Source organism: Neobacillus sp. 19 (assembly GCF_049463095.1).
GTDB lineage: Bacteria > Bacillota > Bacilli > Bacillales > Cytobacillaceae > Neobacillus.
Map to the genome: position 1 here is coordinate 79,382 of NZ_JBMPZU010000029.1, position 17,196 is coordinate 96,577.

The 17,196-nt window shown below is 41.1% G+C and carries 15 protein-coding genes; 2 read left to right on the forward strand and 13 right to left on the reverse strand.

Annotation, left to right across the window (positions count from 1 at the left end; all coding sequences use genetic code 11):
* Positions 1-55: 55 nt before the first annotated feature.
* The 11 genes from galT to ACO1D1_RS07045 form a co-directional block, all read right to left on the reverse strand.
* Entirely contained in the window at positions 56-1,543 is a 1,488-nt protein-coding gene (galT, locus tag ACO1D1_RS06995) for a UDP-glucose--hexose-1-phosphate uridylyltransferase (RefSeq protein ID WP_423335392.1), read from the reverse strand.
* Positions 1,544-1,564: 21 nt separating this feature from the next.
* Positions 1,565-2,734 (reverse strand): galactokinase, encoded by a 1,170-nt coding sequence (locus ACO1D1_RS07000; protein WP_423335393.1) that lies wholly within the window; start codon positions 2,732-2,734, stop codon positions 1,565-1,567.
* 164 nt (positions 2,735-2,898) lie between these two features.
* Entirely contained in the window at positions 2,899-3,615 is a 717-nt protein-coding gene (locus ACO1D1_RS07005; RefSeq protein WP_423335394.1) for a hypothetical protein, read from the reverse strand.
* The gene (locus tag ACO1D1_RS07010) at positions 3,612-4,364 is read right to left on the reverse strand and encodes a hypothetical protein (RefSeq protein WP_423335395.1); all 753 of its coding nucleotides are present in this window, start codon (positions 4,362-4,364) and stop codon (positions 3,612-3,614) included. The genes ACO1D1_RS07005 and ACO1D1_RS07010 overlap by 4 nt, the downstream gene beginning before the upstream one ends.
* Positions 4,342-5,244: an ABC transporter ATP-binding protein gene (locus tag ACO1D1_RS07015; RefSeq protein WP_423335396.1), complete on the reverse strand. Its 903-nt coding sequence runs from the start codon at positions 5,242-5,244 to the stop codon at positions 4,342-4,344. The genes ACO1D1_RS07010 and ACO1D1_RS07015 overlap by 23 nt, the downstream gene beginning before the upstream one ends.
* Positions 5,241-5,621, reverse strand: a complete 381-nt coding sequence (locus ACO1D1_RS07020; RefSeq protein ID WP_423335397.1) for a GntR family transcriptional regulator — start codon at positions 5,619-5,621, stop codon at positions 5,241-5,243. Before ACO1D1_RS07020 ends, ACO1D1_RS07015 begins: the two co-directional genes overlap by 4 nt.
* 228 nt (positions 5,622-5,849) lie before the next feature.
* Complete coding sequence (locus ACO1D1_RS07025; RefSeq protein WP_423335450.1) at positions 5,850-6,320, reverse strand: nucleoside deaminase; 471 nt, start codon at positions 6,318-6,320, stop codon at positions 5,850-5,852.
* Between the two features lie 216 nt (positions 6,321-6,536).
* A complete protein-coding gene (locus ACO1D1_RS07030) occupies positions 6,537-7,964 on the reverse strand; it encodes an alanine/glycine:cation symporter family protein (protein WP_423335398.1) in 1,428 nt (475 codons plus the stop codon).
* A 226-nt stretch (positions 7,965-8,190) separates the two neighbouring features.
* Positions 8,191-8,790, reverse strand: coding sequence for a biotin transporter BioY (locus ACO1D1_RS07035; RefSeq protein WP_149868488.1), 600 nt, complete (start codon positions 8,788-8,790; stop codon positions 8,191-8,193).
* Between the two features lie 77 nt (positions 8,791-8,867).
* Entirely contained in the window at positions 8,868-8,999 is a 132-nt protein-coding gene (locus ACO1D1_RS07040; RefSeq protein WP_423335399.1) for a hypothetical protein, read from the reverse strand.
* Positions 9,000-9,082: 83 nt separating this feature from the next.
* Positions 9,083-9,250: a hypothetical protein gene (locus ACO1D1_RS07045; protein WP_423335400.1), complete on the reverse strand. Its 168-nt coding sequence runs from the start codon at positions 9,248-9,250 to the stop codon at positions 9,083-9,085.
* Between the two features lie 382 nt (positions 9,251-9,632).
* Here ACO1D1_RS07045 and ACO1D1_RS07050 point away from each other — a divergent pair, with 382 nt between their 5' ends.
* Positions 9,633-12,041 (forward strand): M14 family metallopeptidase, encoded by a 2,409-nt coding sequence (locus ACO1D1_RS07050; RefSeq protein WP_223820967.1) that lies wholly within the window; start codon positions 9,633-9,635, stop codon positions 12,039-12,041.
* A gap of 107 nt (positions 12,042-12,148) precedes the next feature.
* On the opposite strand, the gene ACO1D1_RS07055 is transcribed toward ACO1D1_RS07050, so the two are convergent.
* On the reverse strand, positions 12,149-14,527 hold the full coding sequence (locus ACO1D1_RS07055) for a M14 family zinc carboxypeptidase (RefSeq protein ID WP_423335401.1): 2,379 nt from the start codon (positions 14,525-14,527) through the stop codon (positions 12,149-12,151).
* Between the two features lie 393 nt (positions 14,528-14,920).
* Between ACO1D1_RS07055 and ACO1D1_RS07060 the strand changes: the two genes are divergently transcribed.
* Positions 14,921-15,457 carry a ribonuclease H-like YkuK family protein gene (locus tag ACO1D1_RS07060; RefSeq protein WP_149868485.1) on the forward strand — a complete coding sequence of 179 codons (537 nt, stop codon included), beginning with the start codon at positions 14,921-14,923 and terminating at the stop codon, positions 15,455-15,457.
* Positions 15,458-15,526: 69 nt separating this feature from the next.
* On the opposite strand, the gene ACO1D1_RS07065 is transcribed toward ACO1D1_RS07060, so the two are convergent.
* Positions 15,527-16,987 carry a PAS domain-containing sensor histidine kinase gene (locus ACO1D1_RS07065; RefSeq protein ID WP_423335402.1) on the reverse strand — a complete coding sequence of 487 codons (1,461 nt, stop codon included), beginning with the start codon at positions 16,985-16,987 and terminating at the stop codon, positions 15,527-15,529.
* Positions 16,988-17,196 lie beyond the last annotated feature (209 nt).

A 17,196-nucleotide genomic window follows, 5' to 3' on the forward strand; every position in this document is an offset into this window, starting at 1 on the left:
CTTAAGTTACTTTTGACATTCACCTACAACAGTCGATAAATATTTGAGAAGAACGTTATGATAAGGCCTGGATAAACCGCTTGAACGCAGCAGTCCCTGCTTCATCCCGCTTAAATACACCGGCATCCTCTAGTACTCTTAGAAACTTTTTCCCAACTTCTTCTCTGACAAACGATTCCACATTGACCACGTTACCAACATCCTGATAGCATCCCTTTAATTCTTCTGCCCAATTCAAATGGTAATCGGCGACCACCGTTGTTTTTCCTAGGATGAAGTTCGCCACCTCATCAAGTTCCACTTTTAGGCGTGCTGGTAATACTGCCAACCCCATTACTTCAATCAAACCGATATTTTCCTTTTTAATATGGTGAACATCGGCATGTGGGTGGAAGATGCCCAGCGGATGCTCTTCGCTTGTCCGGTTATTGCGAAGAACCAAATCCATTTCAAAAAGGTTTCCATTTTTGCGGGCAATCGGCGTGATAGTGTTGTGCGGGGTCTCGGCCGACTTCGCCAAAATGCCAACCGTTTCATCACTGTAATTTTTCCATTTAGCTAAAATGTGAGCACCAGCATCCACAAGCGAGCTAATTTCTCCTGAACGCAGACGAATCACTGACATTGGCCATTTAACAACGGCACATTGCACATTCGGAAATCCCGCGATGGTAAAGCTCCAATCATTCTTCGCCTTCGCCATCGCAAATTGATAATTTCCACCTTGGTAATGTTCATGTGACAAAATTGAGCCGCCGACAATCGGAATATCAGCATTCGATCCCAAAAAGTAATGCGGGAACTGCTCCACGAAGGATAGGAGCCTTGCGAACGTTGATGGGCTGATTTTCATATCCGTATGGTTTTCCGATAACACAATACAATGCTCGTTGTAGTAAACATAGGGAGAATATTGCAGATACCAATTCTCATCCAATAAATTCACTCGAATCATCCGATGATTGGAACGGGCAGGATGGCCGATTCTTCCTGCATATCCCTCATTTTCTATACATAGCAGGCATTTCGGATAGTTTGTTTTTTGGACTGCACGCTCCAGCGCGATACTCTTCGGATCTTTTTCTGGCTTTGATAAATTAATGGTAATGTCCAAATCACCATATTCCATTGCGGCTTTGTACTCAATATTTTGACGGATGCGCTTCATCTGGATGTAGTTGCTATTTTTACTTAAGTCGTAAAAATACTTTGTCGCCACCTGTGGATTCTGTTCATATTTTCTGTAAAAAAGCTGATTCACACTAGACGGTCGGGCGATAAAACAATTCATAATCTTACTTGAAAAAATTTCCTTTTCATCAAATAGGTCCTCAATAATTCCATGCTTGCAAGCGTAGTCAACGATTTGGTCCAGTAAATCAGGGATTTCTTGAGCAATGCTTTCGGAACCTTCAATTTCCCTATACTCGGCTAATTGCAGCAGTGACAGAACTTGATTCCGGGCATAGATTTCGTCCTCCCGTTCGATTAATTGGACAGAAAGTGCTTGGTTTATCAATTGTTGAACTAATTGGTTAATCATACTATCATCCCCTGTGACAATCTAAAGTTCAATTTCTTTTGCTCCGTCCCCAATGCTGGCTACGTAAAAATCAGCCTTATAACCAATCTTACTAAGGTAATCGGCACCCACATTAGCAATAAAATGTTCCACTTCCTCATTGGCCACAATGGCGATCGCACAGCCGCCAAATCCCGCCCCCGTCATACGGGCACCAATCACTCCCGGCTGGTTCCAAGCGGCTTCAACTAAACAATCAAGCTCGATTCCGGTCACTTCGTAATCATCCCTTAATGATTGATGGGATTGATTCATCAATTGGCCAAACGCCTTTAATTTTCCCGCATTCAGTTCCTCTAAAGCCTTCAATGTTCTTATATTCTCATAAACTGCATGCTTCGCCCGTTTCCGAACGGTTTCATTGGTTATTACATGTTGATATTCATCAAACTCTTTTTCAGAAAGCTGCCCAAGGGCTTCAATCTGCAGTCTTTGCTGAAGCTGTGCGAGTGCAGCCTCACATTCTGCTCTTCGCTCATTGTATTTGGAATCTGCCAGCTCCCTGCGCTTGTTTGTATTCATAATGATAATTTTGTGATTTTCCAGCTCTATCGGTGCATATTCATTTTTAAGACTCTGACAATCTAGTAAAATACCTGCATTTTTCTTACCCATCCCAATTGCAAATTGATCCATGATGCCACTGTTGACACCGATAAATTCATTTTCCACCTTTTTTCCAAGCTTAATTAGGTCTAGACGCGGAATGTTTAATTTATACAATCCATCAATAAGAACTCCTATTAATAATTCGATTGAAGCTGAAGAGGAAAGCCCTGCACCATTCGGTATATCTCCGTGAATGACGCAATCAAAGCCTGTTGGAATTTCATACCCGGCTTCTAGAATGTAGCGAATCATCCCCTTTGGATAATTGGCCCAATTATGTTCTTTATCGTAATCTAGCAGGTTTAAATCCATTTCAATAATCCCTTTGTCAGGGAAGTTAACGGAGTACAAGCGGACTGTTCTGTCCTCACGCTTCCTCGCAACCGCATAGGTTCCATATGTTATTGCACATGGAAACACGTGGCCGCCATTATAATCCGTATGTTCACCAATTAAATTAATCCGGCCCGGGGCAAAGAAAACCCTTTCATGTTTAGCCTGAAATAAGTCTTGGAATATTGTTTTTAATGTAGAAATATTCATTATGTTATCCTCCAATTCACCAGGTATCTAGCAATTGTTTACAAACCCATTTTACCTCCCTCGGTAAAATAATTCAATTATTTTACTAAAAAATTTACTAAAAGTAAAAAGAGCAGAATCAAATTCTGCCCTTCTACCTGTATGGATTTTTAAGAGGAACTCCATTACTCAACATAATTCAGATTGATGCCAGTTTTGTCGATTAGTTCTAAGTCTCTGGGAATTCGCATGTACAAGATGCTTTGATCCCCGGAAAACTCGGAGTGATGTGAAAAAAAGTTCTCTCCGGTAAATTGTTTGACAGAAAATACATTTGTAAACTCTGCGAATTCAAATTTACTGATCTTCGGATTTCTAAGAAACAGTTCATCCTTCGCCATCTCCAGACTTGGTGGATTGGTGTAGTCTGTTATCTCCATTCCATTCACACTTGATCTTGTTTGATAGAAGACCGCTTCGATTTTACCATCATTACTTTTCTTCCTTTCCACGAAGACAGATATATTTACGTAATCATCTTCGACCAAGGCCACGTCAAGCTGGGGTCCGTTGTAATCGAAACTCCATTTTTCCCGGAGAAACTTACTGTCCACGTGAGCAATTTCTCCCGCAAGCGCTGCATCGTACAAGTCACTGCTTTCTTTGTCAAGCTCCTCCGTATCAACCTTTTTCCACCCTTCTACTGTGTTTACGGGATGGACAGTGTCCAAAACGACACAGATCAGCAGGACAGCCATATATCCGCTGAATAGAAAGCGAACGCGACGACTGTAGGAATACTTACCTTTCCTGTTCCCATGTCTGTTCATGATCCTAGCTGTTAAAATTGCCAAGGCGATGACGATAATAGCAGTTAGCATTAGTGGCAGCATTGCCATCATGCTCTGACCTCCAATCTATTCGACAATACAAATGTTCCAGAAAATAACAATCCTGCCGCAACAATTATTTTTACAAAAAATAGTGTTAATGATGACTCGGTAAAGAAAAACTCAAATACATATGCGACAGCCCCCGATTTCCCCCTTAGACCATCAAAGATTAATCCCCCGAAAAAAACCGCCGGTAACAAGACAGTGAATGCCTTACTAATCTGGACAAGCGTGCCAACTAAATAACCTAACGCACAAAAAAGGAAGACGTATAGCAATGTAGAGAATATGCCCAAGAGCAATTCCATTGGTGCAGCTAAAACTGCGGAGCTATTTATCGATACATCACTTATAAAATAATAAACAATCACTTTTAATAAATACGACGACAACATCGCGGTGATCCCGCCAATGACACTAGCCGTTAGTAAAAATACTGCATTGGACAGATTGCTGCTGATCCGATTGGTTACAAATACGAAGTCATCGTATCGATATGCCTTTGTGGTAATAAGGATGGCGGTAATAAACCCCCACAGCATCGTAAAGGCCGCAACATAATCAGGCGAAAAATACTTCACTTGTATTTCAACACTCCCACTGCCGGCGCCCATCCCCCCCACACCGTTCAATGAGAAAAAAACGGCTAACAATTGGAGAAACATCAGTGACATAAATACCTGGCTGTAAGCCTTCATCTTATAAACAAATTGCTTTTTTACTATATCGGTCAGACTAACCCTTGTTAAAGACATCATCAATTCCCCCCTTCGTTTTGCTCGTTAAATAGACACATAGGTCACTTGCTGTAACTGGTGTGAGGTCAATCCCGGCATGACTGGCCCGCTGCAAGTCTGTTTCGGAAAAATGATTCCTTACGACAACGTACGACTGGTCAAGGCCGATGCCTTTTGTATAAATAACTTCCTCGTTCTGTGTCCATTCATTGATAATAGCATTTTTCCCTTGGAGCCCAATTGCCCATTCCTTTAAATCGGCAACAGGCATATGAAGAAGTGCTTTCCCCTCTTTTACGAGTAGAATATCTTCGAGTATGTCCTCGATTTCATTTAAGTGGTGGCTGGAAATAATGATGCTGCGTGGATAGGCAATGTAATCCTTCAGTAAGGCGCGGTAGAAATCCTTTCTTACTGCCGCATCCATCCCTGAAGTCGGTTCATCAAAAAGTGTTAACGGTGTCCGAGCAGATAAGCCTACTATCATGTTAAACGTACTCTTCATTCCTTTTGAAAGTCCGTTATAATGCTGCAGTGGATTGAAGGAGAAATAATCAAAAAGGCGGCCTGCCAACTCACGGTCCCAATTGGGATAAAAGCTTGCTGCCGTTTCTAGTAATTCCTTAAGATTTAAGGCAGTCGGTAAATTCATTTGGTCATGAATAAACATGACATTGGCTGAAACTTGCAGACTATTAAAGGGACTTTCGGAAAAAACCTTCAGTTCTCCAGCCGTTTCTTTTACCAAACCAGCGATCATGTTGAGCAGTGTTGTTTTCCCGGCACCATTTCTGCCGATGAGACCGGTCATTTTATTTTCTTCGATTTTGAAGGAAAGATTGTTTACCGCTTTTGTTCCACCATACACTTTCATCAAACCGTTGCATTCGATTACACTCATTTCTCTGCCTCCCCAGTGTCAGCCGCTTTGATCATTTCGATTAATTCCTCTTTACTTACCTGGAGCCGTCCTGCTTCCACAACAATATCACGTACTAGCCTTTTTAAGGTTTGGTTTTTTCGCTTCGTAAGGATTGTGTCTTTCGCATTGCTTGTAATAAACATCCCAAGCCCGCGCTTTTTATATAAAATCTGCTCATCCGCCAAAATATTCAGTCCCTTCGCGGCAGTTGCCGGGTTAATATTAAAAATCTCTGCAAGCTGATACTGGGAGTAAATCTTTTGATCGCTTTCAAAATTACCGTTCAAGATCTCATTTTCCAGCCACTCCGATAGTTGGATATAGATCGGCTTCGTTCCGTCCAGATTAGGAATCAACCCTTTCCCTCCTTCCTCTAACATAGTACATTAGTGTTGTAATGTAGTATATTATATTTGGAAATAAAAAACAATATTAGTTTGACTTTTCAAACATAATTAGGGGCGGACGTTTGAACAAAAAAGGAACAACAGCAAAAAAAGCATTATCCAAAAGGATAACGCTTTTTTACTCCCTGAATGTCCACATGACAAAGACAACTGTCCACAAGTGGTGCCTGACACCCTCTAATAATTCTTCTTATTCGGCCTGCTGATCCAGGCATTGAATGGTGCATACGTATTCGGAGGGAGCATTCGATACATTGGGATGCTTCGCTGATCCGGAGGTATGTTTAGTTGTTTATAGATAAATTGGTCATCAAATCCAATTTTTGCCGCATCTTCATTTGTACAACCATAGTATACTACTTTTAGTCTTGACCAATAGATGGCCCCAAGGCACATTGGGCAGGGTTCACAACTTGTATATAGCTCACAGCCTGTTAATTGATAGCTATTCAATACCTTACATGCGGTCCGAATAGCTTGCATCTCAGCGTGTGCAGTCGGATCATTTATTAGGGTCACCTGGTTTTGTCCAGTACTAATAATCTGCCCGTTTTTAACCACAATGGCCCCGAACGGACCTCCGCCGTTTGTTATTACGTTTTCGTAGGCAATATCCACCGCCATCTTCATATACATTTCTTCCTTCATGAACTGACTCCAATCCGTTTCAGACATATCCTTATCCTAATGATATTATCCTAATGAAGGAAAAAGAATTGTAAAATCATTACAATAATTACACTCATAACATCCACAAAAAAAGCAAGCACCTTTAGAGCACTAGCTTTTTCACCTGATCATATTAGAAAGGGTGTCAGGCACCGCCAGGCGGTGCCTGACACCCTTTCCAATATTTCCACAATATTAGCCTAGTTTTTTCTTTTGAATTGCTTTTGTTGGGGCTTCTTCCCATGCTTCTAAGTTTGTAAGTCCTTCGATATTTGAGGAATAGAATACTGGGTTCTGGCCATTTGCTTTTTGCTTTTTGTAATCTGCAAGCGCGGCAAATGCTATTTTTCCAAGCAGAATTATCGCGATTAAGTTAATTATAGCCATTAATCCCATGAATAAATCGGCAAGGCTCCAGACAAAGCTTAACTCTGCCAACGAACCGAAAGCGACCATACCAACAACAGCGATACGATATAGGTTTAAGACAACCTTGTTATTTTTCATAAATTCAATATTTGATTCACCGTAATAGTAATTCCCCACAACTGAACTGAAGGCAAATAGGAATACGATGAACGCAAGGAAAATACCGGCCCATGACCCTAATGACCCCTCAAGGGCATTTTGCGTCAAGATAATACCGTTCCCCTCTTTAGACGTATACAGACCTGATAAAAGGATGATAAACGCAGTCGAGCTGCAAATTACGAGTGTATCGACAAATACACCAAGGGACTGAATTAAGCCTTGTTTAACAGGATGGCTGACATTTGCTGTCGCTGCAGCGTTCGGTGCGCTACCCATACCTGCTTCGTTTGAAAACAATCCGCGTTTAATTCCGTTCATCATAGCGGCACCAAGTGCTCCACCCGCTGCTTCTTTAAAGCCAAAGGCACTTTCAAAAATTAATTTAAAGACGCCAGGAATTTCAGATAAGTTTGTTACCATTATATATAAAGCAATTAAAATGTAAGCTCCTGCCATGATCGGAACCATCCACTCAGCCACTTTAGCAATCCGTTTAAGACCGCCAAAAATAATGACCGCCGTAATAACGGACAAGACAATGGCAATCACGGTTTTATTGAAGCCAAAAGAATTATTTAACGAGCTAGTAATTGTGTTCGCTTGTACAGAGTTGAAGGCAAGTCCAAAAGTAAGTGAAATTAAAACCGCGAAAGTGATTCCCATCCATCGAGCGTTCAGGGCTTTTTCCATATAATAAGCCGGTCCTCCTCGGAACGTGTCTCCATCTTTCACCTTAAAGATTTGCGCAAGTGTACTTTCCACAAAAGCGGAAGCTGACCCAATCAAAGCGATCAACCACATCCAGAATACGGCTCCCGGGCCGCCAGTTGTGATGGCAATCGCTACACCTGCAAGATTCCCGGTTCCTACGCGTGAAGCCGTACTAATACAAAAGGCTTGGAAGGAGGATATTCCTTTCTTATCCCCGGTTGCCCCTTCACCCATAAGGCGGAACATCTCTCCTACCATTCGAAACTGGACAAACTTTGTACGAAAAGTAAAATAAAGACCGGAACCAATTAATAAAATGATTAGAACATATGACCAAAGTAAAGTATTTGTCCCATTCACAAAACTTTCAATTATTTTCATTTACTCATCTCCTTTTCTACCTCTTTTTTTGATATACTGATATAATTTAACAAATTCTCAGAAATATGACAATGTATGAACTTTCCAGGTAGTAGAACCCCTGAAAAATCTAGTGTCAATGGGGATAAAAAAAAGAAGCGGCAGCGCCGCTTCTTTTTCATGAGAATTCCATTTCGTGTCCACCCTACGTGGAAAGTGTCTTTTTATGGTGCCTGACACCATTAAGTTATGAAGCACGTTTTATATGTTTGAAATGTCCTTTTGAGAGGACGGTTTTTTCTAGGCGGTGGGCCATGATTCCTGCGAAGATGGCTAGGATGATATCCTTTGGCAGTGGGGCTATCATCCAGAGCCATGCCATTTTGTAGGTAAATCCGTCTGGTGCTGCTGCCCAAAGTTTATAGGCATAGTACATCCAGTTTGTACCGAATAAGTAGTTGACCACCATTCCGATTAGTGATGCAATGATAAAGGCAGACATAGTTTTCTTCTTTTCAACTATTTTTCCTATGATAAATGCAGTGAAAATATAGGAAAGAATAAAGCCAAAGGTAGGCCGGAAGATGATAGAGGGCCCTCCGATAAAGCCAGCAAAAACTGGAACCCCTACAAAGCCCACTAACATATAAACTGTCATTGCTATTGACCCTAAGCGGCTGCCCAAAATCGCTCCTGCTAAAATAGCAAAAAAGGTTTGCAGCGTTATTGGCACACCCCCTACCTGTAAAAAAGGAGCGATTGTTGTAATATTGGCTCCAATGGCCATCAGTGCCACAAACATTCCGGCAAGCGTTAAATCAAGTGCCCTAAACTTCTTCATATTCATTCTCCCACCCTAAAATATTATCGATAGTTATAAATCTAAAATAAAGCGTGAAGAGCAAATTGTCAACTAAATTATTATTAGGTTAACAATCGGTTAAAATTAAATGGAACTTGACGATCAAACAAACGTTTTTGATTTATTTTGGTATGAAAGGCAAGAAAATAATAATCTATTTCCATCGGCACATAAAAGGATTGGGCAATCTTCATCGCCCAATCCTTTTATTTATGACGGCAGTTTTTGCAGACTTTGATGGTTTGGTTTGTTTCTGTTTTGTGTGGGTAGAGAAGCTTTATTCCTGTTCGTTCACACAGCGGGCATGTCCCCCGGCCATTTGAAGGCAGGTAGCTGATTGTTTTTCCCCGGTTTCTTTTTGCCATTCCCCATCATCCCTATTCATAATAAAGTGAAACTTCCTTTCTTTATTTAATGTTGGACTGGCACAAAGGTTGATAGGCATTTAATGGTTTTTTATCAATAGATGCCGCAATCCCTATAAAATGTATGACAACTTTCCTTTTACAAAACTACACATAAAGCAACAATATTTAACAAAAAAAACAGCTAATAATCGATATACATTTTGTGGAAATTATTTTGATATATAATATAGCTATTTTATACCCCTAAAATTATTAGATTTTTCGGATAGCACAGTACTTTTTAAATAGGAAAAACAGCCCAAATTTTAATCTTTTGACATAAAGTATTTTATTTTCCCAATAAAACTTTTTGTAGAGCGAATTTTTTACTGCCTCTGATTTTACGACAAGATATTATGAACATTCCATTTACAATAAGCTTGTATTAAAATTCTATGCATTTTGGGGGTGCAGTTTTTGGTGAAAAAGAAAAAACAGAAATGGAAAAGGAATTTAGTAGTAATGACTGCCATTACCGGACTAGGATTCTCCACTTTTTACCCGGGCCTTAGTATTCCGGTTGCAGCAGTCGAACAGGCTGACCAGCCGATTCCTAAGGAAGAGTCAGTCTCTATTGTTCAACTAGAGGTACCGAATCAGAAAGCAAAGGAAAAACTACTTGAGCTGGGTATTGACCTTACCCACAGAGCCCATGAACACAATGGAATTTTTGAAGTGGATGCAGTTGTCACACCAACAGAGATTGCAATGTTGAAAACCTTTGGCATCAAAGTGAAAGACACCATCATTACTGAAAATGAATGGAATCTCAGAACCTCAGAAAGGCAAACAGCTATGCAGTTAACCTCAAATTTGGCCACCGCTGAGGACACAGTAAAAATTCTTCGTGCCAACCATTTTACAAATCAATCGGGCACATTCCTGTATATCGAAGCGAAATCCAGTGCAGGTACAGCAGCGAGTACTGCGCTCACGGCAACTTGGACCGAGAATGGTGTTGAAAAATCCGCAACACTTACTAGATTCGTTGATTACGGTGAATACATGTATCATTATTTGGAATTACCTGTAAACGCCATTCCTACTTCTGTAAAAATAAACAGTAATCTTGGTGGAACAGCTACTGCTGCAGTTACGGAATGGCTCGGTGCGGACAAGCCTGGTAATCCGAAAAAACACTATGTTAAGGATTTTGTAGACCACTACATGGATCCAACCGAATTATATCAACGTGCTGAAAAGCTTGCGAAAGAGTTTCCCGATTTAGTAGAAATTATCGATATGCCTAACAAAACAAATGGCTACAGACGTCTTGCACAAGGAACAGTGGGAGGTACTCAAGCTTCCGCTGTTGTGGTTACCTCCAAAGCATGGGGGCATGAAGGCGGCAATGATGTGTCGGTAGAATTCAAGAATCCAGGGGCCAATAATGCTTCATTGAAAGTTAACCTAGAAGATAAAAAGATTTTAGTAGATTTGACTACCGATTCAACAGGGAAAGTCACTAGTACAGCAAGCCAAGTGGCTGCAGCACTAAATACTCATGCAAGTAATCTTGTGTCTGCGATTACATATCGCACCACTGGCGGAACCGGAATTGTTTCCCCAACAACAACTGCGGTGAAATTAACGGACGACTTAAGTGCACCAGCCACTATTTCTCGTGACCCGTTTACCGTAAAAGCAATTCGAATCGGGAAGCACCGTGACGGTTCAAAGCCCGGTGTCCTTGGATACGCACAAGAGCATGCCCGCGAGTGGGTAACACCACTAGTAACGATTGAAACAGCAGAACGACTACTACGCAATTACGCCCATGATGGCGAAACGAAGCAACTGGTAAACAACCTTGATATTTTCCTTGTGCCGTCAGTAAATCCTGATGGAGCCCATTACAGTTTCTATGATTTCAATGGTCAACGTAAAAATATGACCAATTACTGTGGTCCCACTGAATCCGATCCAGGATATCGAACTTCCTGGGGAGTTGACCTTAACCGCAATCACACTGTCGGTTCAGCTTTTGATGGATATGTGGGTGCATCGACTACACAATGTAGAAGTGGTACCTACGCTGGTCCTGCAGAGAATTCCGAGCCAGAAGCCAGGAATCTAGTATGGCTTGCTGATCAAAATCCAAATATTAAGTTTGCGATGAATATTCATAGCTATGGTGGATACTTTATGTGGTCGCCTGGTTCATACGATCCAAACCGTGTTACTCTCCCTCGTCCATCTGCAGGGGAGGAAGCCTTCTACTGGGCAGCATCTGATAAAATTTTAAATGACATCCAAGACCACCGCGGAACTGTCATTCTTCCTAGCCGCACAGGTCCAATTCCTGATGTGCTGTACTCTGCAGCAGGTAACTCTGCGGACTACCTATGGTATGAAAAGGGAATATATGCCTGGAACTTCGAAGTAGGGGCAGATTTATGGAATAAGGATACGAAAAGATGGCAAGCAGTTGGTTTCCAGCCAGCATTTCAAGAGGGTCATGAAGAGGCCATGGAATTTGCTAACGGTTTGATCGGCTTGATTAAAGTAGCCTATAATCATTCTAAAGATAAACAGCCGCCTTCCACAAAAGCTGTACCGGGTAATGGTAAATTCTCTGGACCAGTTGAGGTTGCATTTGAAACAAGCGAAGCAGCAACGATCTATTATACACTCGACGGCAGCCGCCCTACCTTCCAATCTGCAAAACTCAAATTAAGCGGAACCCGAGAAAATGCAGAGACTTTAAAAATTGGTAAAACGTCCACATTGAACTGGTTCGCTGTTGACGCAGCAGGTAATATTGAGAAAAACTACAATCCTATTAGCAAAGGAAATAATTTTAACACTGTAACACTGACAATCAAGTAATTCTTTTAGCAAGGAGAGTTGGCTCATAGGGGTCAACTCTTTTTTTTACTATAAAAATTTATATAAAGAAGCCCAGTCCATCACTGAACTAGGCTTTTTCATCGTTCTTATTTTTCAAAAATCGCATTGGATAATAGTCTGAATAAGTAATCCGTATGGTCACGGAAGCCTGCTTCTAAACCAATCAATGTCACATCTTTATCCTGCTCTTTAACCATAACAGCCTGCCCTTTCGCACCACTGTTATTTCTCCAATGGCCGGCCACAAAGAAATCGTTACTGTTTGCATAGGTTGCGACTACTTTATCATTTCCAGTATTCGTATACCATGTTGGGCGGTAGACAAACCCTAGATCATCCTGACCATAGCCGGCAGTTAAACCGGTCCCTTCATAGTTGACCTTCACAATTCCGTTACTGTTGGACCCGCCTGTATTTATGGTATCATCCGTTAGTCCGAGAGTTTTCGTAGCCTGGGATGCACTTGACCCGACTCCAATATATTTGCCGCCGTGGGCAATAAAGTCTGTAATGTTCGCTTTCAACTTAGCTTCTTGTGCCCTGTCTTGTAAACCAAATTCCTTGTTGGCAGCACTTAAGTTTGAGGTTATCAAGCTAGCCGTGCCGCTATAAACAAAGGCATCAAAACCAGTAAGACCGTTTTCCGCCACTTCAATCGGTGTCACTTCGGTTACATCAAAGCCAAGTCGCTTCAAGGCTAGCTTTGTACCGCTATGGGACTGAACTTTCCCCATTCCGCCGTCCTTTAAAATCGCTACTTTTAAGGTCGATAAGGCAACCGCATCCACCGGCACTTTAGCCGTGCTTTCCACCTGCAAACCAGATGTTTTTACAGCTGCTGAGATCGTATTGGCTGCTGCTTCTGTGTAAAAATCACCTTTTGTATCACGTTTAACAGCTACACCTTGTTGAAGCAGCGTATTTACTAGCTCGATAGATTTGACAGAACTGTTCGGAATCAGGTATGGACCTTTGCCCTTAACTGAACCTTGTTCATTAATGTTGTTGACCTTTGTTGTTATCACGTCGACAGAACTTTGTGTCGGTATTGCTTCAAAGCCCCAAAGCTCCGGCAAGCTCCATGCTGAAATATCATACATCGCAGCCGTATCGTTTGAGATGTCTTCCCCGTCCCAAAGCATCGTGTTCGCTAATCCAGCCTTTGCCTGGTCCATCTTTACGATGAACGTTCCTTTAGGATATGTTTTTCCATCGACAACAAATGCTTTCGGCGCTTGAACCACATCAATGTCATTATTCATTAAATGATTGACCGCTTTATGCGTGACAGTAGGGTCTTTTTCATCGACTGGAAGGATATAGGCTTTCGGGAAGAAGCCATCCTTGTGGAATGGATGATCAAAATTAATCCCGCGTTTAAACATTTCAATTTGGTCAGTAATCATTGCCTGCTTGTTCTCCGTCGCGAAATTAAGCGCACCCATAATAGCGTTATACATCCAGCGGACGCCATTCCAATCATTCGTTGGCGTTTCTAAGGTATGTCCATATGCACCATGGTACATCGCGTACATCGGGGTGAAGATTGGCGGATAATCATCCCATCCATCAGCGTCATCACGCTGTGGAACGTAGACTCCTTCCATATTTTGATATAGGCTGCTATCCGAGAATTGACCCTTTTCTTTCATTATTTGGGCTTCCATTGCTTCTGCCTGCTGATAAGCCCACTTGTTATATAAATCATACTCGTAGTTCGGATTATGCGGCGGTGTACATGGCTCGATTAATCCCTGTAGGTTTGGCCCATAATTTTTCACATATCCATGCGTATCAAGGAATACCATCGGGTTCCATTCTTTAATAAGCCCAACGGTTTCTTTCGTTTCTGGCTGGGACTGGGTGATGAAGTCACGATTCAAGTCAATTCCTTCCCCGTTAAAACGGGTGGCATCCACACGTCCATCAGGGTTTTGAACGACGTTAAAAATAAGTATATTATTCTCCAAAATATTCTTGGTCTCTTGATCATTTTCGGTTGCGAAGCGTTCAATTAACTGGAGAATGGCATCAGATCCAGCAAATTCCGTGCCATGAATGGAACCATTAATCATAATAGGCACTTTAAAGTCTGGATTGTTAGCAATCCAATCCTGAGCTTTGCCAGGGTTTTTAAACATTTGTTTTCTAAGTGATTGGATTTTACCAAACTTCCCCTGTGCCCCAGGATCAGCAATCGTCACAACATAAAGAGGATGACCATCTGCAGACGTACCTCGAACCTCAACCTTTACACGGTTAGATTGTTTTTCAATGTCTTTCAACTTAGAGCCAATTTGTGAGAATTTTACAAAGTCATAGTTTTCACTATTAAACTTACTACCATCCTGCTCTTCATATACATTAACATTTGTCCATTTTGGTCCCTCAGCAAACCCGACAGTCCATGGCACAGTGGTAAGTAAACTAACAGCTAAAAGGCCTGCAATCTTCTTCTTCTTCATCCTTAACCCCCGATAATAAATTTGAATTTTCACCCATTTTGATGCATTTTTACTTATTTTAATAGCAAAACTATTAAAATACCATCCATCCTTTCTCCCGGAATCAACAACAAAAAGAAACCTGACCAGGAAAAAAGGACCAATAAGTCCACAAAAAGTCATTTCATGAATAAAACTCCACATTATCACATTAGAAATAGAATAAAGGGTGTCAGGCACCACAAAAAAACATTTGTCCACGGACGGTGCCTGACACCCTTTACACCCTTTACACTTTTATTAGCGGACTTATCGTTTCAATGGCTGCACGACTACAAACTACTTTCCATAAGATAGCAATAAGAATTGCGATTTACCTTTTTCAAATAGAAGGGAAAGATGTGGTGCTTATTTATGAAGAATTCCCCGGATTATCCCCATTCGTTTCAAAATCTGCAGGAGAATGGGCTTTCGTTCGAGCAGGTATTTGAACGGATTGTTGCATTCATGAACAGTGACCCTAAAGGGAATTATCGCCTAATGGTGGGCACAGATTCACAGGTTCATAGAACACAGACTATTTTTATCACTGGCATTGTGATTCAAAATGAAGGAAACGGTGTATGGGCATGCATAAGAAAGTTGAGCGTGCCAAGGAGGATGACACAGTTACATGAGCGAATCTCACTAGAATTGTCCTTAACCGAGGAAATCGTATCTATGTTTACCGAGGAAAGGAAAAATGAATTAATAGCAATCGTCCTCCCTCATATTTACCAAGGAGCAACCTTCACAATGGAGGGACATATCGATATCGGGTCAGGCAAACGAAACAAGACAAGTGAATTCGTCAAAGAAATGGTCACACGAATGGAATCCATGGGAGTAGAACCGAAAATCAAACCGAATGCCTTCGTCGCCTCAAGCTATGCGAACAGGTACACCAAATAAGGGTGTCAGGCACCACAAAGGACAAATGGTCCATAGGTGGTGCCTGACACCCTTATTACGTTAGCCATATTAGATATACTTTAATTCGACATTTACGGTGGTGCCTTTACCGAACTCGCTTTCTACTTTCATGGTGCCGTTATGTTCTTGGATGATTTTGTTGCTGACGGTTAGGCCAAGCCCGATTCCTTTATCTTTCGTTGTATAAAATGGTGTTCCCAAATAGCCCATCAGTTCCGAATCAATCCCAATACCTTCATCAGAAAAACGAATGAGTACCTTCTTTCCTTCTTGTTTCAGGACATCGATATGGACTGTTCCACCATTTGGCATAGATTCAATAGCATTTTTCAGAAAATTCACAAAAACCTGTTTCATTTGGTTTGGGTTGCATAGTAATTCAATCTCGTTTGAAATGCAATGGTTGATGATTTGCACATTATGCAGCAATGCCTGTGGATGAAGTATTTTCACTGTGCTTTCCAAGATTGAACCCAGGCTTTCCCGCTCAAATTGAATGGCTTGTGGTTTGGCGAGTGACATAAATTCATTGACAATCATATCGATTCGATCCAATTCATTCGTGATAATTGATAAATAGTCGTCTTGCTTTTCTTTATTACTGGTATTTTTCATAAGTTTGGAAAACCCTTTTAATGAAGTTAATGGGTTTCGAATTTCATGGGCGACTCCAGCAGCTAATTGACCGATGATGGAAAGCCGGTCTAAATTTCGGAGTACATCATCATTTTTTATCCTGTCCGTAATATTTCTGCCAACCGCCACAAAGGATTCGACCTCGCCCTGCTCACTATAAATAGGAGAAATAGTAGTCTCAGAATCAATTACTTCATTTCTCCCAGTTCTTATTTTTATCTGAAACAACTGAGACTCACCTGTTTCAATCATTGCATTGCAAATACGATCAAAGTGCTCCTTTTCCTCTGGTAAAATAAGGTCATAGACGGTTTTACCGATTAATTGCTCCGGCTTATATCCAATTCCTTTTTCATGTGAAGGGGAGGCATAGACAATCTTCTTGTCCATTGAATAAAGTTTGATCATATCTGCGGTATTTTCGGTAATTAAGCGATACAATTCACGGGTTCTTTTTAATTCCCTTTTAATATTTTCACTCTCTGAAATATCACGATAGATAGCGATAATAGCAATAATCTCTCCCATTGAATTTCTAAAAGGAGAATAGGAGACTGCTATATCTATCCGATTTCCATTTTTATGATTACGTTGTGTATTCATATTATGGAAGGCTTTTCCTAGTTTCACTGCTTCTACTATTTGTACCACTTCCACTGGATTGGGAAATTCTAAGAATGTTCTCCCTAAAATATCCTCTTCGGTATAGCCAAAAATCTTGGTATACATTTGATTGATGCGAATAAACCGATTCTCCATATCGACGATACAGATTCCATCGGCCGTACAATCAAGAAAAAGGTCAATTAATTCATCGGGATTATAGACCACAGATTCATTTTCTTTTCTAAAAATCGGGAAACACTTCGCCATAGAAATCTCTCCAAACACATCAAAAGTACTATCAATCTCCATTTTACAGAATTTTTGGGCGAAAGAAAGAAAATTTTTTAAAAGGGTGTCAGGCACCATTAAAAGACACTTTCCACTCCAGGAGGACACGTTAGGAGGACACGTTTGGTAAAAGGTAAAAACGCTTGAGCCCTGGGAGTAGCTTAAGCGTTTCTGTGGTGCTAATTTTC

Excerpts from the sequence above, each read along its gene's own strand:
- galT (WP_423335392.1), bottom strand. The coding sequence starts at position 1,543 with ATGATTAACCAATTAGTTCAACAATTGATAAACCAAGCACTTTCTGTC.
- ACO1D1_RS07000 (WP_423335393.1), bottom strand. The coding sequence starts at position 2,734 with ATGAATATTTCTACATTAAAAACAATATTCCAAGACTTATTTCAGGCT.
- ACO1D1_RS07005 (WP_423335394.1), bottom strand. The coding sequence starts at position 3,615 with ATGATGGCAATGCTGCCACTAATGCTAACTGCTATTATCGTCATCGCC.
- ACO1D1_RS07010 (WP_423335395.1), bottom strand. The coding sequence starts at position 4,364 with ATGATGTCTTTAACAAGGGTTAGTCTGACCGATATAGTAAAAAAGCAA.
- ACO1D1_RS07015 (WP_423335396.1), bottom strand. The coding sequence starts at position 5,244 with ATGAGTGTAATCGAATGCAACGGTTTGATGAAAGTGTATGGTGGAACA.
- ACO1D1_RS07025 (WP_423335450.1), bottom strand. The coding sequence starts at position 6,320 with ATGAAGGAAGAAATGTATATGAAGATGGCGGTGGATATTGCCTACGAA.
- ACO1D1_RS07030 (WP_423335398.1), bottom strand. The coding sequence starts at position 7,964 with ATGAAAATAATTGAAAGTTTTGTGAATGGGACAAATACTTTACTTTGG.
- ACO1D1_RS07035 (WP_149868488.1), bottom strand. The coding sequence starts at position 8,790 with ATGAATATGAAGAAGTTTAGGGCACTTGATTTAACGCTTGCCGGAATG.
- ACO1D1_RS07040 (WP_423335399.1), bottom strand. The coding sequence starts at position 8,999 with ATGAAGATTGCCCAATCCTTTTATGTGCCGATGGAAATAGATTATTAT.
- ACO1D1_RS07045 (WP_423335400.1), bottom strand. The coding sequence starts at position 9,250 with ATGCCTATCAACCTTTGTGCCAGTCCAACATTAAATAAAGAAAGGAAG.
- ACO1D1_RS07055 (WP_423335401.1), bottom strand. The coding sequence starts at position 14,527 with ATGAAGAAGAAGAAGATTGCAGGCCTTTTAGCTGTTAGTTTACTTACC.
- ACO1D1_RS07060 (WP_149868485.1), top strand. The coding sequence starts at position 14,921 with ATGAAGAATTCCCCGGATTATCCCCATTCGTTTCAAAATCTGCAGGAG.
- ACO1D1_RS07065 (WP_423335402.1), bottom strand. The coding sequence starts at position 16,987 with ATGGCGAAGTGTTTCCCGATTTTTAGAAAAGAAAATGAATCTGTGGTC.